This window comes from Vibrio xiamenensis (assembly GCF_900100015.1).
Classification (GTDB): domain Bacteria; phylum Pseudomonadota; class Gammaproteobacteria; order Enterobacterales; family Vibrionaceae; genus Vibrio; species Vibrio xiamenensis.
The window spans coordinates 39,161-60,838 of record NZ_FNDD01000035.1; the positions used below are offsets into that span (position 1 = coordinate 39,161).

Here is a 21,678-nt window from a genome sequence, read left to right on the forward strand (position 1 = left end):
TATTGGATTAGTCTTACTTATCAAGGGCGTCAAAAACCGCAATCTCACTATTCAAAACGGCGCTCAGGCTCGCTTTGATGCAAATACCGCGTGAACGTATCTTTTGGCCTTTCTAAACCATTGGATGCTAAAGTGCGCGATGCCATACCGCGATGATTGCTGCCATGAGTCAAAAGATGGAGCAGAATTTCTTCCACCGACAACCTCCCGGTGTCGCCATCGGTGAAACGAAACGCAATCTGGCGCAGGCATTGATCCGTATTGAGCGCAGCCACGTAATCGCACAACCACTGGTCTTGGCTCGACATACGTTGTCTCAGCTCGGCAAAACTTGGCGTTTCAGGCGTATTGTCGCCGCTAAATGGGTCGGGCAAACCTTGCAGTCGGCTGATAAACAGCGCATCCACCACCGCAGTATGATTTAAAATCCGTACGAAAAACTCGCGGTCATCGCCAGGCAACTGACTCTCTTGGCGCTCACCAAAATCGAGAATTTCTTGATTAGACCAACGTTTATAGGCAAACGCCTTACTAAAATCCATTTCCTTACTCCTTAACGTTTAGAGTTTCGACCCAAGCACTGCGCCACTCTGGCGCGGGGTAATCATCTGGCCAATATTCGGTTTGGCGATGAATCAAGCCATCTTTCACAATGTGAAAGGTAATCGCATTGGCACGTACGACACCATCGGTGACTGCCACGTTAGTGACCACTTGCGTTCCTTCGGCAACGATAGACATTACCTCAAATTGCCAACGGCCATTGGCAGGATAAGCGCTGTTGATCGCGGCAAAATTCTCCCGCCCTTTAATGCGCTCAGCCGACTGAGGCCAGTCACAGGTAAAGTCTTCACTCAGCCACTCACTGGCGTGATAAAAATCATTGCTTTGCATCGCTTGCCAATACGCGATGACCACCGCTTTTGCATCCATAAAAATCGGTCCTTGTTGATGTATAAGATAATTGCAGCGTTAACACTGAATTGGAAAATAGTGGCTATTCCGGGCGAGACAGAACCCAGCGCTGTAAGCATTCCCCATCGTCGTCCACGACATTGTGTTGGTAAACAAAGCCGCATTTTTTTACCACGCTCAGTGATGCGTGATTGTACGGCGATATCTGTGCGTACACTTGATCAATGAGCGAAGCGGAAAACGCGATTTGCGCCAATTCTTTCACCGCCAAGGTTGCCAGTCCTCGACCTTGCATTGATGGTGCGACGTTGTAGCCAATCTCGACTTGCCGATGTTGAGGCGCCTGTTTAAAGCCAATGCTGCCAACCACCGTTTGCTCGATACAAATGGTTTTCTCGATACAAATAGTTTTCTCCATACAGATAAAGTACGGCAACGCCCACTTTGTCGCAGTACCAGCCTGAGCAAGTTGTATTGACCTTTGCAAAACATGGGGTGGCGGGCAAGCTTGTGCGCAAAACTGCACGCTTGAATCGGACTTGAGGGGCTGGTCATCAATCAAGCGTTGCAGCGATTCAAGGGATAATTGGGTCAGTAAATTCATGCGTTAGTGCTCGGCGCGCGCCAGCGGAAAATGTGGTCGTCATACACACGCCCGCCAATTTGATAGGCGTTTTCCACCACTTCATCAAGCCAAAACCCACACTTGATCAAGACGCGCTCTGACGCGATGTTACCGGCCGTGACCACGGCTTGAAACTCACCAATCTGATGCGCTCGCACTGCCCAATCGAGCAAAGCCGCCAACGATTCCGTGCCGTATTGTTTGCCATGGTGCTCTGCAAGCAGCAAATAACCCACCTCATACGCGCCATCTTCGGTGGTAAAAAAGCCGGTGACGCCTATGGGTTGTTGGGTTTTGATATCACGAATGACTAACGTCAGCCAAGAGGCGCTACCTTCAACCCACGGCTGCAAACGCGCGTCAAACTTCTCCCGCACCTGCAGCTCGTCTTTTCGATCAAAACACAGCTCAATCACTTTGGGGTCAGTATTGAGTTTAAAAAACAGCGGCCAGTCGTTTTCGGTAATGGGAGTTAGAGTTAAACGCGGTGTTTTGATGCACAGCGACGGCATAACATATCCTTATGAGTGAAACGGGCGAGCGAAGCCATCAATATATCGATTCCAGACCATTTATCCAAGTCATTGATTAACCTTGTTCAAGTCGCTGTTCTAAACGGGTTTTATCCAGTGGCGGTGAATAGTAATAGCCCTGAATAAATTGGCAGCCACGCTGCTCAACAAACGCGAGCTGCTCTGCTGTTTCAACCCCTTCCACCACGATGGTTAATCGCAGGTCGTGCGCCATGGTGATGATGGTAGAGATCAGCTGGCACTGCTCTTCATTTTGTGGAATATCGATGATAAAGCTGCGGTCGATTTTAAGCGTGTCCCACGGAATCTTAGATAAGTAAGACAGTGACGAGTAACCGGTACCAAAATCATCAATCGCCAAACAGACACCCAACGCTTTAATTTGATTAAGCAGCGGCAGAACTTCTTTTTCGCGCTCAATGTACACCGATTCGGTCAATTCAAGCTCGAGAGATTGTGCCGGAAATTGGCTCTCTTGAAGCACTTCCGTCAAGGTATTAATAAAGTGACCAAAGCGTAGCTGATAAGCGGAAACGTTAACCGAAACTTTGAGCTGCGCGAAACCCAGTGCATGCCAACTGGCACCATCAAAACAGGCTTGGCGCAACACGTAATGGCCCAACTTTTCAATGTTACCGGTCTCTTCGGCAATCGGAATAAATTCTGCAGGCGATATCCAGCCCAGTTCATCATCATGCCAGCGAGCCAGCGCTTCAACCCCGACCGGCATAGACTCATGAGGCGAAAATTGCGGCTGATAGAACACTTGCAAACCTTGCGATTCCAGCGCTGCTTTAAGTTTAAAACTTAGCATCAGTTTACGTTGGCTCTGCTCGGTGAGGCGATCTTCATATAAGCCATAAGAGCCGCGGCGATGACGCTTAGCTTCGTATAGGCTGGCGTCGGCTTCTTGCAATAAATTACGCTTTTCGCCGCCACGCTGAATGCTGGCGCCGATGGTTGCCGAGGCGTAAATGACGGTCTGCTCGCCAATCTGCATTTCGGGCTTTAACAAACTTTGAATGTCGGCAATGATCCGTTCCACCAAAGTCAAATCACTGCTGTTAATTAACAGCGCAAATTCATCACCGCCAGTTCGCGACAGAATATCAATCTGCTGGCGATGATTGTTTTGCACTTGAGTTAACCGCGCCGCAACGTGTTTAAGCACATTGTCACCGGCGCCATGGCCGTAACTGTCGTTAACGTCTTTAAAGTGGTCGAGGTCAATGACTAACAAAGTGGCACTTTGATTGGCAATTGCAGACAAATGCTCGTCGAGCACACGGCGATTGGGCAGCAAGGTCAATTGGTCATGACGCGCCAAATAACTTAAGCGTTGCTGAGCACGTTTTTGTTCGTCGATATTGACCAGTGAAAACACGAACGTCGCCTGCTTATTTTGCTGCGACACCACTTGGTTGACTGCTAGCAAGCCTTGATGCTGATAACCGTCACCAAAGTGAACCTCACCGCGCCACTGCTCACTGAGCACAGTGTCAAGATCAATAAACCGGCCATCGATTTGAAACAGCGCTCCAACCACTCGATATTGCTCAGAAAAATTGCCGCTATCCAAACCGAGCATGGCGCAAAATGTCTCGTTGGCGTGCAAAATGCGGCCATCACCATTCACAAACGCCAAGCCCTCGCTGGCATTGCTAAATACCGTCGCGGCTTGCTCAAGCTGATAGTTTTTGCTTTCCATCTCATCGAGCAATTGACGGCTGGTGGTAAACAATAATCCCCAGCGAAAATCGTCGGCTTGCAGGTAACTGACAAATGTGTGGCGCTTGAGAAGTACAAACAGCAGCAAAGGCACCGCATAAGCGCTGGCGGTTAACACTTTGCCATCCAAACCGCCAAACACAATCGCGACGATTTCAGGACTAAAACCAAACGCAATCAGTGGGAACGCGATGCCATCAAAACACAGTACCGCAATAAACAGCGCCACATACAGCAAACCAGTAATAATAAAACCCAGATTGAGCTTTTTGAGTTTTTCAAACGCAAACAATAAGGTCAGCAGTTCGAGCAGAATTAACACGCCGCCCAAAATAATAAACGCCGTGGAGACATTGAACAGTTGCGCTGAAATATTATGTGGATTGATCACCGCTTGATGCTGAAGCGTTTCTGCCACCAACGCCGAAAAAATCACGTTGAATAAATCCACCAGCACCACCAACTTGACGATATGGCGCAGGATCAATACATCGCGTTCCACCAGCACAAACATTACCACCGACATCATAAACGCGCCGTAGCACAAATTGCCGCCAGAGACGTTGATATCTGGGCTAATCGGTAGTGAATAGACATTGCCAAAAAAGCCGCCAATCAGCAGCACTAGCGCAATATAGATGTAGAAAGCGGCTTTACGAATTGAGCCGTGTAGCGACGTAAAGTAAAGAGGAAAGATTGAAAAAACCACAATCTGCAGAGCAAACAGTTCAAGCATAACATCACACCTAAGTCCCGATGCTAATAGCCTAGTAGTTTATAAATTTTTGTCCATTTCTATTATTAATTCATCAACTTAATTGCACATATATCATCAATTATTATGAGCTTATAAATGCAACTTCATGCCCATATCAATCCAATAGCGCCGCTTAACAATTCGCTAAACGAACTCCGATGCGCTGTTTTTGCATCACAAAATTGGTGAGCTGCTGGCCTCGCACATCGAGGGTCTGCTGTTTCACCACCTCAAAGCCCATTCGCTCATAAAATGGGCGCGCAGTTAGACTGACATGGGAGTAATAGCGCGTAATGCCGCGCTGCTCGCCGAGCGCAAAAATATGCGACATCAGAGCACGGCCAACCCCCTTGCCTTGAAACTGATGATGGCAGAAGAAATGATCAATCAAACCGTCTTGCTGCAAGTCGCTGTATCCTGCAATCACACCATTCACCAACGCAACAAATGGCTTTAACTCCGTAACTCGCTTTTGCCATAGAGCAAAATCAAAATCTCTCGGCGCCCAAGCCTGCACTTGCTGCGGTGAATAATCGCGGCAATTGATATTGCGAATGGTATGGAAATACACCTCCCACAATGCTTTTGCATCCGCCGGCATGAAATCGCGTATCGTAATGACCTCAGAGTTATTCTGATTTGAGTTTTGCGAATAGCGCGGCGCGGTTTCTAATTGCGTCGCCAGCTCGCTGCTTGCAAAATATTCAAGCATCGCCGCCACTTGGGCTAGGGATGAACGTTCTCCTTGGGCGATTTGAAACGCGTTTTGTAGCGCGCTCGCCTCTTGCGGGTAATACGCCACGCTAACATCAAGCATCGAATTCAAATCGCTATACCAACTGCCGTCCTTTTCAGCCACCGACAAATAAGCGCTGCGTAAAATCTTTTTCGCCGCCATTTTGCCACTCACTGACGCATTTTGTTCCGTCAACGTCGCGAGCGTGGTTTGCATTACCTGCTTAAGATCGTAATTGAGCTCGTTACCAATCAATTGATTAGGTGCAAGCGGCGAAAACTCAACGCTTAAATCTTGGCCCCAAACGCAGCCACAGCAGTGCGTGAGCCAAAACTGCCAACGATATTTTTCGCGCCAGTGACGTACCTCGGCAACATAACCAGGGTCCAAGTCCACTTTACTCACCACTGGATAATCCGCCGCTAAGCCTGCAGCTATGGCCGCAAAGGCAGGTTGGTCTTCTGTGCTTGGCGCACTTAGCAGCAAAGACACATCAAGGTCGGAGTGATAAGGTCGCGCTTGGCCGCGAGCGACACTGCCGTACAGATACACACTGTGCAAACGCGCACCAAACTGCGCAGTTAGACGTTTCAATAGCGCATCCACCAGCTCAGAAAATTCTGGCTGAATTCGCAAAGGCGCGCAGAGATTGGTAATGGCATTGGTCGCTTCAACGCCACGCAACGTTGACGGTACTTTGGTGTGGGTCATGGTTTCCTTTGCTGAGTTTGGCCGCGATGATTAACCGGCGGCGCACTGTATTGATGGAGAGATTACTCGACAAAACCTCTAAATTTAGGGCTTTGCATTCCCGCTTTGTGCCACTCGGTTTGTTCGGCGCAGAAAATTTGCGCCTCAGGCGTTTTGGCTGGTTCACTGTCCAAGCTGCCAGCTGGCACAATCAAGGCTTTACCACTTTTCGACACAAACGGCAGACCAGAGCCACAATGCAGACAAAATGCTTGTGAAAACGTTCGTGTTGGATGATCGTAACGACGCACCGAACTCTCACCTTTTAACCACTGAATATTATCAATACGGGTAAACAGATTGCTGGCATGAGCTGAGCCCGTCATCTTGCGGCACTGCTCACAGTGACACAAAAAGAAATGTATAAACTCGTCTTGAACTGAAAATTGCACTGCGCCACATACGCAGCCACCTGTGATTGTGTTATTCATCGGCTTCCCTTTAATGTTACGGCCATCCATTTACTACCAGTTAGTGTTCATCGCTTACTGCAGTCCGACGTTCAAAATAACGCAAATAGGCCGCGGCGCCAATCGCTAAATAGCCGATAGTTAAGCGATTAACACTCGATTCGTTACGTAGCCAAACCTCAAGTTTGATGGTTAATCTGGCGAGGTATTTTTGCGCATAAATGCCAAAGCGCATGCTCGACATACACAAGCCTTGCGCCGTTTGTCCGCCGGAATCTGTTCCAGAAGCTCATTGCTAAAGTGGATATTCGGGTCGTTACACCAGCAGGTTTTATGAATGTCTTTAGCGCCGAGGTTAACGCACGAATTAGGTTTACCGCATAACGGGCAAATCAGCGGATCGGGCGCGAGTGAGGTAATCTTCATAGCGGCGGTTCCTTTGGTTCGCGTTGTTGCTGGTCTAAATTAAAAATGATTCTCTATTTGCTCGAGCCAAGCGGGCAAATTTTGCCGATACCAATTAAAATAGCGCTCGGCATCGGGTTTATTGCGCGCCTGTAAAATGTTGGTCACTTCCACTACCAGCCATGCTTTGGCGATGATTAGGTGACGAATAAGCGACTCGGCCTCGCCGATACCGCCGCCGCGCAAGTAGCGTTCAACAATGGTTTGATAAGCGCTGATATCGCCAAGGTCAAATACCAACGGCGCCAGATCAATCGCCGGGCTACCATAGCCAAAGCGCTCCCAATCAAACAATACGCGCTGGCCGTTATGCCGAGCCCCCCAATTACCATGATTGCTATCGCCTGAAATCAGAGTATCGGATTCAAACAGTTCAGCGCTGATTTGCTGGATCGCCCGCAGACTTTGCTGGCTGCGCTTTGGAAGTTGCAGAGTTTGTAACGCGCGTTCGCTCGCTTCTCTTGGCCATTGATGGGCTTTAAGTTCAAATTGCGGTTGATAGTCACTGCGATGAATGGTCGCAAGCTGCTCAAACGTGTTGATGCAGGTGTTCACTTGTTCGAGTGTCAACCGCTCGGGAAGGTATTCAATCAGTAGATCACGCCCTTGCACAGCGATCAGATGGGGAGTATTGACCCCCGACAGCGCCTTTGCGCCTTGCTGATAAAAGCCAATTTCAGTGCGCGAAGCGAGGATTTTACGCACGCAGCGAATCCCTTCAAATTCGGTAATAATGACACCGGCGGCGCCCATTTGAGCCAAATCTTTTTGCTCCATATGCACTACCAAGTTCTATCGAGATCAGCGGCGTAGAGCCGAATCGCGCGTTGATAATCTTGAATGGCCGCGTTATCTGTGGTGCTGACCAGCAATTCGAGCAACAAAGCCAGCGCAGATTTACTGTCACCCAAGTTATACAAACACATAGCGTAAAACGGTTTGACTTCAAGGTGCTCAGGGAACTCTTGCAGCGTCAGTTCAAAGTAGTGTCGAGCCTGTTGATAATCGCCCAAACTGCGCAGCGTTGAAGCAAGGCCAAACAGCGCATCAAAGCGATCGCTTGGCAATAACGGCCCTTCAAGCGCAGCTTGATAGTGTTGCACCGCTTGCTGCTCTTGGCTTTGCTGGTCATGGTTCCAAGCAATATGGAGGCTTGCCTGTGCTCGATAGGCATCATGAGCTAACAAAGGCTCTAACAGGGCAATGGATGCGATATGATTGCCCGATTTTCTCAGTGCCACTGCGTTATCAATCAGCGCGGCAACTTGAGATTGCGTTGGGATAAGGTGAGAGTGTGACATCAAAACTTACTCCGTGACCAATAACTGGGTTTTGGCATAGATCACCGTGGCATCGAGTTCGCCAGATGGCAAGCGGCGCGCGTTATGCAGCGTGCCTTCAAGCTGATAACCACTGCGCTCTGCTACCGCGCGGCTTTTGCTGTTGGTGGCAGCCGCGCGAATTTCGACTCGCTTAGCGCCAAGTTCAACAAAAGCGTGATGCTCAAGTGCTGTTAGCGCTTCCGATATGTAACCGTGACCAACATAATCACTGTGCAGCCAATAGCCGATTTCAAACGCGGGGACTTGCTTATCGCCCACCATCAGCGCGATGGCACCAATGACTTGCTCTGAGCTTTTCTCAACTAAGATAAAACGCAGTTCGCCTTCACCACATTGATGATTCGCCACCATTTGCTTGGTATCGGCAATCGAGAGTTGTTCGTCCAATGCAGCAGAAACCCAAGGCACAAATTCTCTCAGCGCCGCCTGACTTTGCTCAACAGCAACTTTAACCGCCAGCCGAATATCCATACTCGGTAGCACCAACTTAAGCCGTGCAGTTTCCATGACCATCACTCCTTAGTCATCATTGGTCTTTAAAGACGCGTTAACCCATTGACATAGGTAACAATCTGCTGCGCACAATCTTGGGCCGACGCGGCGCTGGTGGACACCGTCACATCGTATTGCACGCCATGATGCACGCGCTGCGCTTGTTCTCGAGCAGAGCCGACACTGCGATCACCGCGCTCGATTTCACGCCGCTCAAGTTCATCGAGATCACAAAATACACCCACATATACGCAGCGACAGCCATCCAGTGCTGCGCGCCAGCTCGACTGCTCTTCGCCGCCATTCATCACGTCATCAACAATCACCTTTAGACCGTTGGCGACCAGATGTTTTACCGTCGAATGATAGGCGCGATTGACTTGCAGGCCATACTCACCACTTTGTATTCTTAAACTCGATTTACCATCAACTTGAGTGGTTTGCCAATAAAAACCGCTGTTTTTGTTATCAGGCGCAGAGAGTGAATTGGTTTGCTCAGGCATCATGGCGATAAACGTATCGATACCAAGATGCAGATAAGGCGATGGTAAAAGCGCTTGTAACTGTTTGGCAATTGAGCTTTTACCCGAGCTACTCGCGCCATTTAAAATAATCACATCCATGCCCTAACCCTTCGATTTCTGGCGTTCAATGTAGTTTGACGAATCCGCGTTTGCTGGCATCAACATTTGATACTGAGCATGAGATAACGTCCAGATTTGGTCGGGATAATCGTAGCCATCGGGTTGTATTTCTCGGCTAACGCTCATGCCAAGGCGCTTGGCAAGTGCTTGAGAACGTCGATTGTGTGGGTCTATTTGCGCGCTAATCTCGGCGAAACCAAGTTCTCGAAAGCCATATTCAAGCAGTAAACTCACCGCTTCGAACGCCAAACCTTGGCGCCAAAATTGCGGCAACAGTCGATAGCCCAGCTCCGGCTGCTGGGTATAGCTCGAGCGCTGCAAACTGCAATAGCCCGCGACGATGCTAGTGTTGGGGTCAATTTTGGGGAACGAGCGCTGGCCTATCACTGAGGGACATATGAATGCGTTATTGGCATGGCGTTCAAGCGTAATGGTATAGCGCTCAAGCGTAATGGCATAAAAACCAAACCCGTCTTGGCGCTGATATTGCGTTTTAACAGATTCAATCCAATCTGCGACTTGTGGCTTTGATAATCGTCCTTCACTGTAAGCCATCACTTGTGGATCAGAAAATAAGCATGCAAAAACGTCTAGGTCTTGCTCGGAGATGGGTCTTAGCGTCACTCGGCTCATTGCCTTCACCTCAACATGCGGCTTAATAAGGCGTTATTTATCATATCTGCTGTATACAAAGCAGACGCGGGCGCTGTTAAAGTCACTGGAAAATCGTGTAGGTAAGCGCGATAACAACCATCCATGTTGTGACTCACTACCATCTCCTATTTACTCCAACCTCTTGATTTTAAAGTAAACCGTATTGAATGCAAACATCTTGTTCACAAAAGAATTTTTTCACTTTACCACTTTATGGCAATAGACGGCTAATACTAAATATCTACACTGATGGGCTTTAACGGATTTGAAAATAACATGGCAAAAAAGCCGGATCGAATCACTGCCATGAGGCGCACCAACGTAAAACGTGGCTTAGTGAGAAACCAACGCCTTAAACCTCAATAACGATAAGTTACGATTCAAGATAAGTTAGAGATCTGATGACGTCTCTTTACGGCGCCGAGCGCGAACTTGCGTCGAGCACCAAACGGATGTCGAAGTATGATGACCAAGATCATCTTGGATGCGGATTCCACTTTCGATTTCCATAATGCCGAGCTGATTTTCGTTACGTTTTAGCAATTGCCCAAATTGGGCGTTAAATGAGTAACACGCCGGAGTGTTACGGTTTGAATAGAATCCGCCGCTATAAGCACGAATGATGTCGGCGGTTTTAAACTCGCCACCACAATAACCATCAATGATCTGTTGTAGGCGCTGTAGATCAACACGAATAAAATCCTGCATTTAACCTCCCAATAGCATCATTGAAATATTGGCATAGTTAACTTCGCAGGCTATCAGCACATCTCATGATATGACGTCAGAAAACGCCGATATCGCGAACGAGATCAGCGAGTTATCTTGACGTTATTACGTAAGTAAGTCGGCACCGACAGCTTATCATCCAGGCTTTCAAATTGACTGTCTGATACCGGCTTCACAATGGCATTTAACTCGCTACTGCTAACGCCAAATAGCGTCGCTGCCGTCACCAAACCATGAATAAACTGCTGATGTTCACGCCTTTGCGCCAAATCGCGTTTGGGAATTAACGTGTGTTCAAGCTGAACCTTTTTCAAATACGCCAAAAACACTTGTTTTTCAGCTTCCATCTTGATTTTCCTTGTCAAAATACATCGCTGGCTGTCACTCCATCACCGTTAACTGCGGCCAGCGGGTTAACCAACCTTTACTGTGCAGCCGCTCGGCAAATATCGCTTTGTCACGTTTCGGATTGGGGGTCACTTCTAAGCGAAATAATGACTCAAAACCAAACGCCGAAACCGCTTCTAGTTGCCCTTGTACCAGACGCACAGCGACCGCCGTTTCCTTTTCCGGCCAATAGCTCATGGCATCAATCAGATTTTGATACGCCGGATCGCCGTTGCGCTTATGCATCACGGCTTGATTACGCACTTGCCAATTGATCTGCGGCATTTGCGTGCGCAACTGAGTTTCGTAGTGCAGGTACGCATTAACATCGCGCTCTGCACTATCAAAATAGATCACATCGACATCATTGAGTTCAGTTGCCACGCGATGATGATGTAGATGGTCCCACACCATATTGCGCACAAAGCCAGCCGCGACATAGCAATGAGGGAGAAGCAGCTTTGCGACACAATCTAACGCCTTGAGACGGTTCGCATCGTTCGCCAAAAATTCACAAAGTTCATCGAAATGGCGGTTATGTAAATCAGCGCTCACTGGCGGCAACCTTAGTGGCTAAACCAATCAGTAAAAAGCCCGATCCTCCCTCAAGCGCTCGCGAATAGCGCTGCGCATTCGGACGGCTAAATAACCAATGCCCAGCAAAGGCATACAACAAGTTACAACACGTTGCTAAGCTGCTAAACAACAGGCCCAGTGTCAACAATTGGATTGTGGTCGAATTAGCAGTAGGGTCGATAAACTGCGGTAAAAAGGAGAGGAAAAACAGCGCCACTTTAGGATTCAGCACGCTCACCACCACACCTTGAACAAACACATTGCGTGGAGTATCGCTGCTGTCTTTGACTACAAGCGACGTCTGCCCTTTCCATGCTGAGCGCAAGGCTTGAACGCCTAAATAGATTAAATACGCTGCGCCTAGCCACTTCACTACGCTAAACGCCAACGCAGAGCTTAGTATCAGGGCAGAAAGACCTACACTCGCTGCCAAAGTATGCACACCATATCCGACACCCAGCCCCACTGCCGCTTTAAGGCCAGTGGCCATTTTGCCCTTCATGGTGTTTGAAACAATGTAAATCACATCGGGACCAGGGATCAGATTGATCGCCAGACAAGCCAGCGCAAACAGTAACAGTGTGTGTCCATCCATATTCTCTCTCCTTAAATTAAGCTCAATTCATCACCTACTTTGGCGCTGAGTAATTAAAGTAACCATTTAAATGATTGGGCTAAAAACTGCGTGGCGTTATCTCTGACAATAACGCCATGTGCCATCACCAAGCACTTGGGTTGCCACACCAACAATTTGGCGAGGTGCGAACGTGCCTGCGCTTTACCAAACATAAAGCTGAGCCGCCAATCCAATGGGGTTTTGCCTCTGGGCGCAAGAATACCGGCACCTTTCGCCACCCATCTCTGCCAAACATTAAACTCTTGCCCGGAAAAGTTTTCAACCAGATCGGTCACCAGTAAGGTGGCGGAACACTTGTGGAAAAATACACATTCCTGCATAACAGGGGAACCGGTAAAGACCAGTTGGTCGATGTCATCTTGCCAAGGCCATTTCGCACTGGTATTTAGTGAACGCGTAAAGGCGATATCACTGCGCTTTTTAATTACCTCGTCGGTACCAAACACTTCAGCGATCGGAAACGCATCAATCCACTCAGGTAAAAACAGATGGTGAAGAGAATTGGGCGCAATAAGGTAAGCGACTGTGCCCAAGTCTTCTATTTGCTGTTTAAGATGTGGGGTCAATGCAATTGGGCTATGCACCCAAAGCTTATGTCCAGGCAGACGAATCACCGTCATGCGTGTGGAATAAGGCATCCCAAGAAAAGGCACCGCTTTGCCATCAAATATCCAGATCTCATCGGCCAACTTTTCCATACGCATCACCTTATTTGTACTGCAGGATTGAAAGCAGCGGCCTACTGGTATTTATATCACTCGCTAAGCCACATCACTTTTGAACTCTAGCTGTTGCGCCATAATGAATTTATTTTGCTCTTGCTTGATAACCTTAAAGCCGCGCGCTTGATAAAGCTTAACATTGTGCGCTTCACAGCGAAGCGACAGGTGCGGCAATTTAAGCTCGCACGCTTTGGAGATGGCATAGTCAATCAGCTGGGTTGCAATGCCTTTTCCACGATGAGAGGGCGTGACATACACACCATCAAGCCAATATTGATTATCTGGATATTCAGCGAGTTCGCGAAATTTTAATTCTGCCGCAGCAACGGATTGTCCATCAAGGTGCACCACAAATGCCATCGGCAGCGCATCACGATGAATGCCCAAACCAACCTTTTCAATGATATTTTCTAAACGATTATCTGGGTTGTGACACGCCCATTCTTGCCAATACCATTTCGCAAGCTGCAGCGCTTCTTGTGGGCAATCCGCCAAAAGGGAAATATTCATACTATCTCTCGTACCAATAACCACGGTTGGGATACATAAAGTCATTCAAGTATTTCTAGGCGTTGGTTTCCATTGTTAAACAATATTCACCGAACCCAACGGATCGCCAGAAATTCACCCCACGTAGATTTTCAATCAAAACATCAAGGCGTAATCGTTGCCCTGACCAATAGACATCTTTTAACTGAGTAAATGCCTTTTTGCCGATTGCTTGACCACGATAAGACTCACAAATGAAGAACTGGCGAATATAGATAAATTCCGGATCTTTTCGCCATAATGCATAACCCGCAATATCACCGTTTTCGATAAATAACGCCGCTTGATAGTCGCTATTGAGCCAAGCCTTCATCCTCGCTTGTAAATCCAGTAACGACATGGCATTGCGATGACCCTCATCTTTTATAAGCCAAGCATTAAGCTGCGCCAATATTGGGCTATCCGCTTCGCTGGCCAGCTGTATCTTCATCGCATCTTCCCAAAACTATTGTATATTATTCAAAAATTCAGCCGAACTACTCTCTGCCTTCTTTAAACTGAGGAAGATCGTCGCTGATAAGGTACCAATTACTTTGGTAATCGGTGTAGATGTGCGCATCGACTTCAACTTCAATGTCGCTATCAAATAACGCTAAAGACAATTCAATCTGCGTAAGATCATCGCCTTTGCGGCGAAAGCCAACACTTGAACCACAATGCTCGCAGAAAGTTCGCGTTGTGCCATTCGGCGCGACATAATCTTTGAGTAAGTGCTTACCCGAGAGCCAAGTTAAATTATCGACTTGGGTGAGCGCAGCAAATGGCGCGCCATGAAATTTTCGGCACATAGAACAGTGGCAATGTGCCGTCGGTTGATGAAAACCGGTAACTTCAAAACGAATTTGCCCGCAAAGGCAGCTTCCTTGATAGGTCGAACTCATAATATGCGCCTCCTTGGCGAAGATAACCTCAGTTCACATTAGCGAAATGCTCAGCAACCTACAATCGGGTTTTACTCACTAATAACTTATTTAGGTTCAGTTGCCCGTATGAGCACTTTCGATTCGCATTTGATAACGAGCAACATCAAAACCCAAGCGTGGCTTTCTATCGACCAAATCAAAGCCGAATGCTTGATAAAAAGCACGTAATCTTGGCCTTGCACCATGGCAATCGCAGCGTAGCCATCGACGCTGGCTGTGCTTTGCCAAATTTCCCAGTGCAGCCAGCGCTTTTTCACCTAACCCTTGACCATGATAAGCATCACTAATGGCTAATTTATGGAAAAACACACTGGAGTTTGTATCAATATCTGGCCAGAACACATCGCTATCAAAACTGATAAACACACAGCCAATCCAGATGTCTCGATAACGTAAAAGATGCAGGCTATGTGAGTGATAATTCTGCTTGAGCGCCGCTACGCACACTTGTTCATGTGTCCAAAGTGGTATTTTTTGGCGTCGACAACGTTCGACGGTTTCAAGCAAAAAATCACTCGCCAACGTCCAATCGCTATCGCAAGTTGCTGGGATTAATTGCACGTCGTCGTCATCACCGAAAACATCTGCCATTGGCAACTCCATAAGGGCGCTAAAGCGTTTCGCCATTCACCAGCGACCAGTGGTGTGGCATCAATTCGCGTATGGTCTTAAACACCAGTTTATTACTTGGGTTAGATATCGCCGCTTGCACGTCTCCGCCCCAGTGCACTAGGCGTTCTTGGCAAACGCCGCAGGGTGATAAAATCAAAATCTCACCGTGTTCATCTTCACGGCACAAGCACAAAGAATGGGTCACCTCTTCGTTAAGCTTATGGGCCTCTAGGTAAGCGCCCACTTCCATACACAAAGACAAGGCGTCATTTTTGACGTCTGGCGCGACACTGGTCAGAATTTTGCCTGAACGGGTTCTCACCGCCGCAGCGCCGCCCCACCCGTTTGGATAGCGGGTATTAATAAGATCTAGCGCGGCTTGATAAAGCTGCTGCTCAATATTTTCCATATTAGATTATTACTTCCTATGTTCTCGAATGCTTGACCAAGCAGAAGATCTCAATGTTGTCATTGATTCATCCATTTCCATGACTTTAAAAAGGTCTTTAAGGTGATGTGGACTCACCACCCAAAGTTTATCGCTTGGCCATTGGATGGTCTGGATTTAGCTGCAGCAGATCCCATAAATTGCCATAGAGATCTTCGAACACGGCAACGGTGCCATAGTCTTGCTCTTTTGGCTCACGAACAAATTTAATCCCTAGCGACATCATACGTTGATAGTCTCGCCAAAAATCGTCGGTATTGAGGAATAGAAATACGCGTCCACCCGCTTGATTGCCTATAAAATCCAGTTGCTCTGGCTTGGACGCTTTAGCCAACAGCAAAGTCACGCCGTGTGAATTAGGCGGCGCAACAACCACCCAGCGTTTGTCCTGTTCTGGTTGATAAGTATCTTCGATGAGTTCAAATTTAAGCTTGTTGACATAAAAGTCGATGGCCTCATCGTAGTCTTTCACCACCAATGCGATATGCACGATGTTTTGCTTCATATTTTAACCTTATTGAATGGCGCGCTTATTCCAAGTGAGGGCATCAGTTTATGACCATGTCCTTTGACTGTTCTTTTGTTCCTTGTTCACAAAAGCACTTTCGAGATCAATCTGATAGCGGTTTGCAATCGAACATAAATAGATGAAAATATCCGCCAGTTCATCACCGATATCACCGACTTTAGATTGAGGGTCAACCGCAATCCCTTCGGCTTTACGTACCGCTTTAAATAACTCGCCTACTTCTTCACCAAGCAACAAGCATTTATCGTTCACGCGCTGGTCGGAGAAACCGCGCTCCACTTCTAGTTCTTTAACGTAATTTTGAAAATCCACTAATTGTGGGTTGGCCTTTAAAATCGGCATAGTTGCTCCCTGCAATGATAGTGTGACCAGATATATCAACGCACTTAAGCCCAAGTCAGATCAAAGGCTTAACGTATACCTGAGAGGTTTTGGTGTGAGAAAAGCCTGCGCTCGGATAAAAATCATGAGACTCTTTGCGTGCAGCATTAGAGCGAACCACCAAACGTGTCAGCCCGAGCGAACAAGCCCATTGCTCAGCCGCCGAGACTAAAGCATTGGCAATGCCGCGGCGGCGAAATGCTTTGCCAACCACCAGTCCTGTGATTTCAGCGCTGCAACCTGACTCCAAAAACAGACGTTTTTCCACAACGAGCCAACCGCATACGTTTGAATCGCTGACGGCGACCAACACGCAATGCGTGCTTGAGCCGAGCAGCGCTTCTAACCGATGCTTGGTTTCATCAACACTGGTGGTATACCCCAATTCCGCCGTTAACTGCGCAATGTCGCCACTCATATCCATCGTTGCGGATTCGATATAAAACTGCATCCAAGCTCCATTTCCCAATGACTTATTTTAAACAGTGAACACATTACCACAGCCGTTTACAAAGAGGATAAATGAATATTCTTCTACCTAGTACGAAGCGCCATCTATTTTTCGAATAGGAATAGCAGATAATATTGTTGCATCGGCCATACGCATATTTACCGCCACAATATCTTCATCACATAGTTTTGTCGTGACATAGTGAGTAATACAGCCACATAAATTACAGCGATGAAATTCGACCTGTTTGTCACCCCAAATATAAAACACGCTTTGCTGTTTAAAGTATTTAATAGTCACATCTTGTGGTGAATAATAGGCCCAAAGGGCAGCATATCGGCGACATATAGAACAATTACATTGCCCCACCTCATTAGGAGAATAACGCAAAGTAATTTCAATATTTCCACAATGACAGCTGACCTTCACGATACTCTCCTATATAACAGCCTGGCTACACAAACATAAAAACTATGCGCCTATTTCGAATTCTGCACACGGTGTACCCTGATGATATTTCATTTGCCATTTATCTCCCGTGAAAACCCAAATCGATGAACGTTTAGCAAAACCGCTGACTGCTTGTTCATTCGTTATCCATGCCGACTTATAAATCAGCAACTGCACAGAAGGTTCAAGTTGAATGCATTGGTAGTCTTGTGAATGTAAATAGCTATCTGACATATGCTCTTGAGTCATCATATCTACCACACTATCGCAATCGTAGGTTTCGCCCGAGCGCCCGACTTCCATAAACGTTGGATGAAGAAGGCGCCTAACGTCTTGCTCACTTTTACGAACATCATGTTTATGCAGGGCTTTTTCTTGCTCAATTAGGATTTTCATTGGTATTTTTAACTCTCTAGCCTATTTAACATCGTACAAATGTGGAGATACTCGCGACATCTGTAAAAGAGCGAAGATAACACTGATATGTCACGTTTTATCAAGCCCTTGTTAGAACCATCATGGACAACAGACAACCGAAAGCTTGTATCAAAATTGCATATCAATAACTACGACGCACACGTTACCAAGCACTCAGGCACGCGACTCATTTCCCATTATTAATGACCAGTTTCGCGTATAAGGCTTTTTATTGAATACTTCGTTTTTGCGTAGCGAATTCTTTCTGTGTTGATAAGCCAATCCAATAACGTTCGATAATAACAACACAAGCCCAACCAATGGTGTATGCAAGCATATCTAGCCAATCAAATGTCGCACCTAATATGATGCGCGCCGCTCGTATATGCTCAAGGCCAAGTAGCGTAACAAAATGAAAGTACTGCGCTGTTTCAATGGCATACGCAAACAACAGCACAACAAAAGCTAATTTACTTGGTTTCATGGTTAGCAAACACTTGATCGAAAAATATAACCAAACCACAACGAGAACATCGCCTAAAAAGGGACGTACGAATTGATCATGTACGAACAAAGCGATATAGGAAAGAAGCGCAAATAAAATAACACTCAAGAAAAAATGCTTTTTATCAAACTGAAACATCACAATATTCTCATGGCTTAAATAAGGAATAACGTACTGATTATTAGAAATAATATAACATTCACTATCAGCTAAAATTATCACACGTTGCGCGTCAAAATAAGAAATTTATTATTGATGTTTAAAGAGTAAATGAGGCAAGAGACGAGGAGGAAAGCATAGAGCATGGCACTCTATGCTTAAAATATGCGCTGGGATTACTTGTAGAACGCTTCAACTTCACCTTTGAGTTTAATCAGCATCGGCTGTCCCCAACGATCTTTCGCTTTTGGTGATGCAATTTTCACCCAGCCCTCGCTAATGCAGTATTCCTCAACGTCAGTACGTTCTTTACCGTTTAAACGAATACCAATAGGGTGTTCAAAACACTCAGCTACGTAATGAGGGCTGCGAGGGTTACCCGCTAAATGGTCTGGCAGTTCTGGTTTTGAAATATTGTCGCTCATGGTTATGACCTAAAGTGTATTTTTGAGCGGGTATTCTAGGTTACCGGATACAATAGCTCAACCACCAAATAGGCTGTTTACCCCGCTTTTACTGAGGAAATACTTTGACGCTTGGCACCAAGCTTGATGGGCATATTAAACACCTTGTCAGTTTGCTAATAACCACTGACTTTCGAGACTGAGAGTTTGGCGTTCAAAATCAATACATGCCTGCACTCCCAATGGCGTAACTAGCATGGGGTGCGTATGACAACTATCAAAACCATAAAGTATCGGGACGTTTTTACCGTTTAACACTTCTAGCAAGACATCCAAAGGAGTACGTCCTGTACCTTTATCATTAAACAATTCATGTTTGCCCAATATGATTGCTCCAACCTTCTCAAACACACCACATGCCATTAGGTGGGCAAACGATCGCTCAACGGTTTCAATACCTTTTAGAGAATCTTCAATCAACAGGATATCGCCAGACCGTATCTCTGGCATATATTGGCTTCCCCAAATACCTGCCATGGTATTGAGGTTACCACCAATTATTCGACCTCTAATCTGACCGCGCCCTAAAAACTGCCATTCGTTGCTGTAAGTGGGTTTCGCTGAATCTTGCGTTTCCCAGTCATGCTTAATGTCAGTCCACGCCATTGGCATAGTGTATTTATATGACTCAAGATTTGAACACAGAATTTCCTTAAAGGATTTAAATGTTTCTTCGACCAAGGGAGGAAACTCGCCAAACGACGCAACCAATGCTGGGCCATAAAATGTAATTAGCCCCGTTTGTGCATATATCCCCAAGAGCAAAGCGGTTACGTCGGAATAGCCGATGATAATTTTGGGGTCGTTTCTGAGCGCTTCATAATCAACATAAGGCAGCAGAGAATTACTGTTACTGCCACCAATAGTAGACATGATACAACGCACTTCAGGATCTCTGATTAATCGATTGAGCTCTTCGGCGCGCTCTTGAATTGAGCCAGAGCGATACGAATCAGAACAACCCGTTAGCTGACCTTCAACTAATTGAAAACCTTGAGACTCGAGATAAAACTTAGCTCGCTTGAAACGATTTGGCGCAAAAGCCGTTGCAGGTGATGACGGTGAAAAAAAGCCAATTTTATCACCCACTTTTAAAGCTTTCGGGAATATCACTTACCCTAATCCTCCGTAATTCAAATAAGTAAAATAACGCTTTGTTAAGTAGTGAGGCACGCAGCAATCCTATACCAATGATTGTGCTCCGACCTTGAAGACTAAAAGTAAGCCGGTAGTGAACCATCAAACTCGAAACCGGGGCTTGGAGCATACATACAATCACAGCCCTTAACCGTGATAAAACCAAGCTTACTATAAAACTGCTGGTCGATATCGCTATATAAAAATATGGCTTTACAATTACGATGGGCAAATAATTCGGTTTTCACAAGATTGACTAATTTAGAAGCATAACCTCGTCGACGAAAACGATTAGGCGTGGCTACAGAGCCGATTCCAAAACAATCATCTTTGAGAGCAAACTTATTCTGATAAACAATAAGGGACGATAAAATTTGTTCATTGTCGATTAACACATACCAAGTTCCAGCTTGATACTTTTGGCTTTCGCGACAGCCAACTAGGTACTCTTCATAGCTAATACCATCGCCCCACACGTCAAAACCCATAGCGTAAATCGCATCGAGCTCATGACACTGTGCTTCTCTTACATACATCCTTGCAAACATCCTAAATTGATAAAGACTTATAACGCCGGACTAAGGCGTGAAACACACCATAAAAACGCTTCTGCATTGCACCTTGAACACAAAATTCGCTGCAAACCAAAATGCCATGCGTGCCGAATCTGTTTGAACAGCCGGTGATGTACGTACTAAACAAGAAACTTTTGCCAATGATTCGAGTCTTTTTGCTCAACTTGATAATCTTGGAAACCGCAAGACTGATATAACTTTTTAGCCACTGTATTGTTATTGTTTACTTCCAAAGTGATTTTTAAATACTCATTAGTGTTGCCGTATTGCTCAATACCATTAAGTAGAATTTTTCCCAACCCTCTGCCTCGATAGCGTTCTGAAACCATAAAATCATGAACGTTGAGTATTTTCATGAAGCGATAAGTCGAAAACGATTCATAACATACAGCGCACGCTGCAGGCTGATTATCCACAAAACAAATAAACCCATGAAAATACGGTAACTCAAATAACTGACCGACGACTTTCGACCGGATTTCATCGTCTAAATCTGAAGCGTATTCTTCGAATAATTCGTTAAATTCTTGATAGTGCTTATCTCTTTCAACGTATATTACTTTGGTGTCCAACCTAATTCTCCCTTGAAGTACACAACGGCACGTCCTTTTTGAGTTTAATTCGTACAACTTCAGCAAACTCAAACACAGCAAGCTCACCGCAAGATGTGACCTGCTCCCCTTAATCTAGTCCAGTCTACACTTAGTAATGTTCATCCAACCAAGGAGATGATGAACATGAAAAAGCGATTCAATGAACAACAAATCATTGCCATTTTAAAGGAAGCGGAAGCAGGTATCCCCGCCAGAGAGCTTTGCCGCAAGCATGGGATATCGGATGCGACGTTTTACACATGGCGCAAAAAATACGCAGGACTGGATATCTCTGAAGCCCGTCGCCTTAAGGCACTGGAAGACGAGAACGCTCGGCTCAAAAAGCTGCTGGCTGAGACACTGCTGGATGCAGAAGCACTTA

35 protein-coding genes and 1 pseudogene are annotated in these 21,678 nt (G+C 46.3%); 1 reads left to right on the forward strand and 35 read right to left on the reverse strand.

The features are described 5' to 3' along the window. Nucleotides 1-47: 47 nt before the first annotated feature. The 35 genes and pseudogenes from BLS03_RS21655 to BLS03_RS21820 all read right to left on the reverse strand — a co-directional run bounded on the left by BLS03_RS21655 (nt 48) and on the right by BLS03_RS21820 (nt 21,275). On the reverse strand, nt 48-542 hold the full coding sequence (locus BLS03_RS21655) for a DinB family protein (RefSeq protein WP_093278858.1): 495 nt from the start codon (nt 540-542) through the stop codon (nt 48-50). 4 nt (nt 543-546) lie between these two features. Then, nucleotides 547-933 (reverse strand): nuclear transport factor 2 family protein, encoded by a 387-nt coding sequence (locus BLS03_RS21660; protein WP_093278860.1) that lies wholly within the window; start codon nt 931-933, stop codon nt 547-549. A gap of 64 nt (nt 934-997) precedes the next feature. Next, nucleotides 998-1,519: a GNAT family N-acetyltransferase gene (locus BLS03_RS21665; RefSeq protein WP_093278862.1), complete on the reverse strand. Its 522-nt coding sequence runs from the start codon at nt 1,517-1,519 to the stop codon at nt 998-1,000. Continuing rightward, the gene (locus BLS03_RS21670) at nt 1,516-2,052 is read right to left on the reverse strand and encodes a GNAT family N-acetyltransferase (protein WP_093278864.1); all 537 of its coding nucleotides are present in this window, start codon (nt 2,050-2,052) and stop codon (nt 1,516-1,518) included. The genes BLS03_RS21665 and BLS03_RS21670 overlap by 4 nt, the downstream gene beginning before the upstream one ends. Before the next feature lie 76 nt (nt 2,053-2,128). Next, nucleotides 2,129-4,537: a putative bifunctional diguanylate cyclase/phosphodiesterase gene (locus tag BLS03_RS21675; RefSeq protein ID WP_093278866.1), complete on the reverse strand. Its 2,409-nt coding sequence runs from the start codon at nt 4,535-4,537 to the stop codon at nt 2,129-2,131. A 154-nt stretch (nt 4,538-4,691) separates the two neighbouring features. Then, nucleotides 4,692-5,159, reverse strand: a complete 468-nt coding sequence (locus BLS03_RS25975) for a GNAT family N-acetyltransferase (RefSeq protein WP_245696766.1) — start codon at nt 5,157-5,159, stop codon at nt 4,692-4,694. A 606-nt stretch (nt 5,160-5,765) separates the two neighbouring features. After that, nucleotides 5,766-6,005 (reverse strand): annotated as a pseudogene (locus BLS03_RS25980) (nucleotidyltransferase domain-containing protein); the annotation flags it as partial. A 62-nt stretch (nt 6,006-6,067) separates the two neighbouring features. Beyond that, entirely contained in the window at nt 6,068-6,475 is a 408-nt protein-coding gene (locus BLS03_RS21685) for a GFA family protein (protein ID WP_093278928.1), read from the reverse strand. Nucleotides 6,476-6,515: 40 nt separating this feature from the next. Beyond that, on the reverse strand, nt 6,516-6,698 hold the full coding sequence (locus BLS03_RS25495; protein WP_143015675.1) for a hypothetical protein: 183 nt from the start codon (nt 6,696-6,698) through the stop codon (nt 6,516-6,518). Continuing rightward, nucleotides 6,647-6,880, reverse strand: coding sequence for a cysteine-rich CWC family protein (locus BLS03_RS21690; RefSeq protein ID WP_093278870.1), 234 nt, complete (start codon nt 6,878-6,880; stop codon nt 6,647-6,649). The genes BLS03_RS25495 and BLS03_RS21690 overlap by 52 nt, the downstream gene beginning before the upstream one ends. A 39-nt stretch (nt 6,881-6,919) precedes the next feature. Continuing rightward, the gene (locus BLS03_RS21695; protein WP_093278872.1) at nt 6,920-7,696 is read right to left on the reverse strand and encodes a phosphotransferase family protein; all 777 of its coding nucleotides are present in this window, start codon (nt 7,694-7,696) and stop codon (nt 6,920-6,922) included. Nucleotides 7,697-7,701: 5 nt separating this feature from the next. After that, complete coding sequence (locus tag BLS03_RS21700) at nt 7,702-8,220, reverse strand: tetratricopeptide repeat protein (RefSeq protein ID WP_093278874.1); 519 nt, start codon at nt 8,218-8,220, stop codon at nt 7,702-7,704. Between the two features lie 6 nt (nt 8,221-8,226). Then, entirely contained in the window at nt 8,227-8,769 is a 543-nt protein-coding gene (locus tag BLS03_RS21705) for a GNAT family N-acetyltransferase (protein ID WP_093278876.1), read from the reverse strand. A gap of 29 nt (nt 8,770-8,798) precedes the next feature. Further along, nucleotides 8,799-9,377 (reverse strand): chloramphenicol phosphotransferase CPT family protein, encoded by a 579-nt coding sequence (locus BLS03_RS21710; protein WP_093278879.1) that lies wholly within the window; start codon nt 9,375-9,377, stop codon nt 8,799-8,801. Nucleotides 9,378-9,380: 3 nt separating this feature from the next. After that, a complete protein-coding gene (locus tag BLS03_RS21715; protein ID WP_093278881.1) occupies nt 9,381-10,031 on the reverse strand; it encodes a GNAT family N-acetyltransferase in 651 nt (216 codons plus the stop codon). A 411-nt stretch (nt 10,032-10,442) separates the two neighbouring features. Further along, nucleotides 10,443-10,760, reverse strand: coding sequence for a hypothetical protein (locus BLS03_RS21720; protein ID WP_093278883.1), 318 nt, complete (start codon nt 10,758-10,760; stop codon nt 10,443-10,445). Nucleotides 10,761-10,864: 104 nt separating this feature from the next. Further along, nucleotides 10,865-11,128 (reverse strand): hypothetical protein, encoded by a 264-nt coding sequence (locus tag BLS03_RS21725; protein ID WP_093278885.1) that lies wholly within the window; start codon nt 11,126-11,128, stop codon nt 10,865-10,867. A 34-nt stretch (nt 11,129-11,162) separates the two neighbouring features. Beyond that, nucleotides 11,163-11,723 (reverse strand): nucleotidyltransferase family protein, encoded by a 561-nt coding sequence (locus BLS03_RS21730; protein WP_176765665.1) that lies wholly within the window; start codon nt 11,721-11,723, stop codon nt 11,163-11,165. Next, nucleotides 11,713-12,339 (reverse strand): LysE family translocator, encoded by a 627-nt coding sequence (locus BLS03_RS21735; RefSeq protein WP_093278888.1) that lies wholly within the window; start codon nt 12,337-12,339, stop codon nt 11,713-11,715. Before BLS03_RS21735 ends, BLS03_RS21730 begins: the two co-directional genes overlap by 11 nt. Nucleotides 12,340-12,392: 53 nt before the next feature. After that, nucleotides 12,393-13,079: a DUF4336 domain-containing protein gene (locus tag BLS03_RS21740; RefSeq protein WP_093278890.1), complete on the reverse strand. Its 687-nt coding sequence runs from the start codon at nt 13,077-13,079 to the stop codon at nt 12,393-12,395. A 63-nt stretch (nt 13,080-13,142) separates the two neighbouring features. Beyond that, the gene (locus tag BLS03_RS21745) at nt 13,143-13,613 is read right to left on the reverse strand and encodes a GNAT family N-acetyltransferase (RefSeq protein WP_093278892.1); all 471 of its coding nucleotides are present in this window, start codon (nt 13,611-13,613) and stop codon (nt 13,143-13,145) included. Between the two features lie 55 nt (nt 13,614-13,668). Beyond that, nucleotides 13,669-14,082, reverse strand: coding sequence for a GNAT family N-acetyltransferase (locus tag BLS03_RS21750; RefSeq protein ID WP_093278894.1), 414 nt, complete (start codon nt 14,080-14,082; stop codon nt 13,669-13,671). Nucleotides 14,083-14,128: 46 nt separating this feature from the next. Continuing rightward, a complete protein-coding gene (locus BLS03_RS21755; RefSeq protein WP_093278896.1) occupies nt 14,129-14,533 on the reverse strand; it encodes a GFA family protein in 405 nt (134 codons plus the stop codon). A gap of 96 nt (nt 14,534-14,629) precedes the next feature. After that, nucleotides 14,630-15,166, reverse strand: a complete 537-nt coding sequence (locus BLS03_RS21760; RefSeq protein WP_245696759.1) for a GNAT family N-acetyltransferase — start codon at nt 15,164-15,166, stop codon at nt 14,630-14,632. A gap of 19 nt (nt 15,167-15,185) precedes the next feature. Further along, the gene (locus BLS03_RS21765) at nt 15,186-15,596 is read right to left on the reverse strand and encodes a cytidine deaminase (RefSeq protein WP_093278898.1); all 411 of its coding nucleotides are present in this window, start codon (nt 15,594-15,596) and stop codon (nt 15,186-15,188) included. 127 nt (nt 15,597-15,723) lie between these two features. Further along, nucleotides 15,724-16,140, reverse strand: a complete 417-nt coding sequence (locus tag BLS03_RS21770) for a VOC family protein (protein ID WP_093278900.1) — start codon at nt 16,138-16,140, stop codon at nt 15,724-15,726. A 48-nt stretch (nt 16,141-16,188) separates the two neighbouring features. Further along, complete coding sequence (locus BLS03_RS21775; RefSeq protein ID WP_093278902.1) at nt 16,189-16,506, reverse strand: MazG nucleotide pyrophosphohydrolase domain-containing protein; 318 nt, start codon at nt 16,504-16,506, stop codon at nt 16,189-16,191. A gap of 55 nt (nt 16,507-16,561) precedes the next feature. After that, nucleotides 16,562-16,996, reverse strand: a complete 435-nt coding sequence (locus BLS03_RS21780; protein WP_093278904.1) for a GNAT family N-acetyltransferase — start codon at nt 16,994-16,996, stop codon at nt 16,562-16,564. An 87-nt stretch (nt 16,997-17,083) separates the two neighbouring features. Continuing rightward, nucleotides 17,084-17,425, reverse strand: coding sequence for a GFA family protein (locus tag BLS03_RS21785; RefSeq protein ID WP_093278906.1), 342 nt, complete (start codon nt 17,423-17,425; stop codon nt 17,084-17,086). Between the two features lie 42 nt (nt 17,426-17,467). Next, complete coding sequence (locus BLS03_RS21790; protein ID WP_093278908.1) at nt 17,468-17,842, reverse strand: nuclear transport factor 2 family protein; 375 nt, start codon at nt 17,840-17,842, stop codon at nt 17,468-17,470. A gap of 250 nt (nt 17,843-18,092) precedes the next feature. After that, nucleotides 18,093-18,590 carry a ribosomal maturation YjgA family protein gene (locus BLS03_RS21795; protein ID WP_245696761.1) on the reverse strand — a complete coding sequence of 166 codons (498 nt, stop codon included), beginning with the start codon at nt 18,588-18,590 and terminating at the stop codon, nt 18,093-18,095. Between the two features lie 113 nt (nt 18,591-18,703). Next, nucleotides 18,704-18,952 carry a DUF3297 family protein gene (locus BLS03_RS21800; protein ID WP_093278912.1) on the reverse strand — a complete coding sequence of 83 codons (249 nt, stop codon included), beginning with the start codon at nt 18,950-18,952 and terminating at the stop codon, nt 18,704-18,706. Between the two features lie 147 nt (nt 18,953-19,099). Continuing rightward, nucleotides 19,100-20,104 carry a S66 family peptidase gene (locus BLS03_RS21805; RefSeq protein ID WP_093278914.1) on the reverse strand — a complete coding sequence of 335 codons (1,005 nt, stop codon included), beginning with the start codon at nt 20,102-20,104 and terminating at the stop codon, nt 19,100-19,102. A 101-nt stretch (nt 20,105-20,205) separates the two neighbouring features. After that, on the reverse strand, nt 20,206-20,664 hold the full coding sequence (locus BLS03_RS21810; protein ID WP_093278916.1) for a GNAT family N-acetyltransferase: 459 nt from the start codon (nt 20,662-20,664) through the stop codon (nt 20,206-20,208). A gap of 158 nt (nt 20,665-20,822) precedes the next feature. Continuing rightward, on the reverse strand, nt 20,823-21,275 hold the full coding sequence (locus BLS03_RS21820; protein WP_245696763.1) for a GNAT family N-acetyltransferase: 453 nt from the start codon (nt 21,273-21,275) through the stop codon (nt 20,823-20,825). 165 nt (nt 21,276-21,440) lie between these two features. Here BLS03_RS21820 and BLS03_RS21825 point away from each other — a divergent pair. Continuing rightward, the coding region (locus BLS03_RS21825) for a transposase (RefSeq protein ID WP_143015676.1) at nt 21,441-21,678 on the forward strand (238 nt) is incomplete at its 3' end.

Excerpts from the sequence above, each read along its gene's own strand:
- BLS03_RS25495 (WP_143015675.1), bottom strand. The coding sequence starts at position 6,698 with ATGTCGAGCATGCGCTTTGGCATTTATGCGCAAAAATACCTCGCCAGA.
- BLS03_RS21770 (WP_093278900.1), bottom strand. The coding sequence starts at position 16,140 with ATGAAGCAAAACATCGTGCATATCGCATTGGTGGTGAAAGACTACGAT.
- BLS03_RS21750 (WP_093278894.1), bottom strand. The coding sequence starts at position 14,082 with ATGAAGATACAGCTGGCCAGCGAAGCGGATAGCCCAATATTGGCGCAG.
- BLS03_RS21780 (WP_093278904.1), bottom strand. The coding sequence starts at position 16,996 with ATGCAGTTTTATATCGAATCCGCAACGATGGATATGAGTGGCGACATT.
- BLS03_RS21800 (WP_093278912.1), bottom strand. The coding sequence starts at position 18,952 with ATGAGCGACAATATTTCAAAACCAGAACTGCCAGACCATTTAGCGGGT.
- BLS03_RS21690 (WP_093278870.1), bottom strand. The coding sequence starts at position 6,880 with ATGAAGATTACCTCACTCGCGCCCGATCCGCTGATTTGCCCGTTATGC.
- BLS03_RS21655 (WP_093278858.1), bottom strand. The coding sequence starts at position 542 with ATGGATTTTAGTAAGGCGTTTGCCTATAAACGTTGGTCTAATCAAGAA.
- BLS03_RS21725 (WP_093278885.1), bottom strand. The coding sequence starts at position 11,128 with ATGGAAGCTGAAAAACAAGTGTTTTTGGCGTATTTGAAAAAGGTTCAG.
- BLS03_RS21700 (WP_093278874.1), bottom strand. The coding sequence starts at position 8,220 with ATGTCACACTCTCACCTTATCCCAACGCAATCTCAAGTTGCCGCGCTG.
- BLS03_RS21715 (WP_093278881.1), bottom strand. The coding sequence starts at position 10,031 with ATGAGCCGAGTGACGCTAAGACCCATCTCCGAGCAAGACCTAGACGTT.
- BLS03_RS21665 (WP_093278862.1), bottom strand. The coding sequence starts at position 1,519 with ATGAATTTACTGACCCAATTATCCCTTGAATCGCTGCAACGCTTGATT.
- BLS03_RS25975 (WP_245696766.1), bottom strand. The coding sequence starts at position 5,159 with ATGCCGGCGGATGCAAAAGCATTGTGGGAGGTGTATTTCCATACCATT.
- BLS03_RS21765 (WP_093278898.1), bottom strand. The coding sequence starts at position 15,596 with ATGGAAAATATTGAGCAGCAGCTTTATCAAGCCGCGCTAGATCTTATT.
- BLS03_RS21695 (WP_093278872.1), bottom strand. The coding sequence starts at position 7,696 with ATGGAGCAAAAAGATTTGGCTCAAATGGGCGCCGCCGGTGTCATTATT.
- BLS03_RS21685 (WP_093278928.1), bottom strand. The coding sequence starts at position 6,475 with ATGAATAACACAATCACAGGTGGCTGCGTATGTGGCGCAGTGCAATTT.
- BLS03_RS21740 (WP_093278890.1), bottom strand. The coding sequence starts at position 13,079 with ATGGAAAAGTTGGCCGATGAGATCTGGATATTTGATGGCAAAGCGGTG.
- BLS03_RS21720 (WP_093278883.1), bottom strand. The coding sequence starts at position 10,760 with ATGCAGGATTTTATTCGTGTTGATCTACAGCGCCTACAACAGATCATT.
- BLS03_RS21755 (WP_093278896.1), bottom strand. The coding sequence starts at position 14,533 with ATGAGTTCGACCTATCAAGGAAGCTGCCTTTGCGGGCAAATTCGTTTT.
- BLS03_RS21760 (WP_245696759.1), bottom strand. The coding sequence starts at position 15,166 with ATGGCAGATGTTTTCGGTGATGACGACGACGTGCAATTAATCCCAGCA.
- BLS03_RS21745 (WP_093278892.1), bottom strand. The coding sequence starts at position 13,613 with ATGAATATTTCCCTTTTGGCGGATTGCCCACAAGAAGCGCTGCAGCTT.
- BLS03_RS21810 (WP_093278916.1), bottom strand. The coding sequence starts at position 20,664 with ATGTATGTAAGAGAAGCACAGTGTCATGAGCTCGATGCGATTTACGCT.
- BLS03_RS21775 (WP_093278902.1), bottom strand. The coding sequence starts at position 16,506 with ATGCCGATTTTAAAGGCCAACCCACAATTAGTGGATTTTCAAAATTAC.
- BLS03_RS21705 (WP_093278876.1), bottom strand. The coding sequence starts at position 8,769 with ATGGAAACTGCACGGCTTAAGTTGGTGCTACCGAGTATGGATATTCGG.
- BLS03_RS21735 (WP_093278888.1), bottom strand. The coding sequence starts at position 12,339 with ATGGATGGACACACACTGTTACTGTTTGCGCTGGCTTGTCTGGCGATC.
- BLS03_RS21790 (WP_093278908.1), bottom strand. The coding sequence starts at position 17,842 with ATGAAAATCCTAATTGAGCAAGAAAAAGCCCTGCATAAACATGATGTT.
- BLS03_RS21660 (WP_093278860.1), bottom strand. The coding sequence starts at position 933 with ATGGATGCAAAAGCGGTGGTCATCGCGTATTGGCAAGCGATGCAAAGC.
- BLS03_RS21675 (WP_093278866.1), bottom strand. The coding sequence starts at position 4,537 with ATGCTTGAACTGTTTGCTCTGCAGATTGTGGTTTTTTCAATCTTTCCT.
- BLS03_RS21670 (WP_093278864.1), bottom strand. The coding sequence starts at position 2,052 with ATGCCGTCGCTGTGCATCAAAACACCGCGTTTAACTCTAACTCCCATT.
- BLS03_RS21710 (WP_093278879.1), bottom strand. The coding sequence starts at position 9,377 with ATGGATGTGATTATTTTAAATGGCGCGAGTAGCTCGGGTAAAAGCTCA.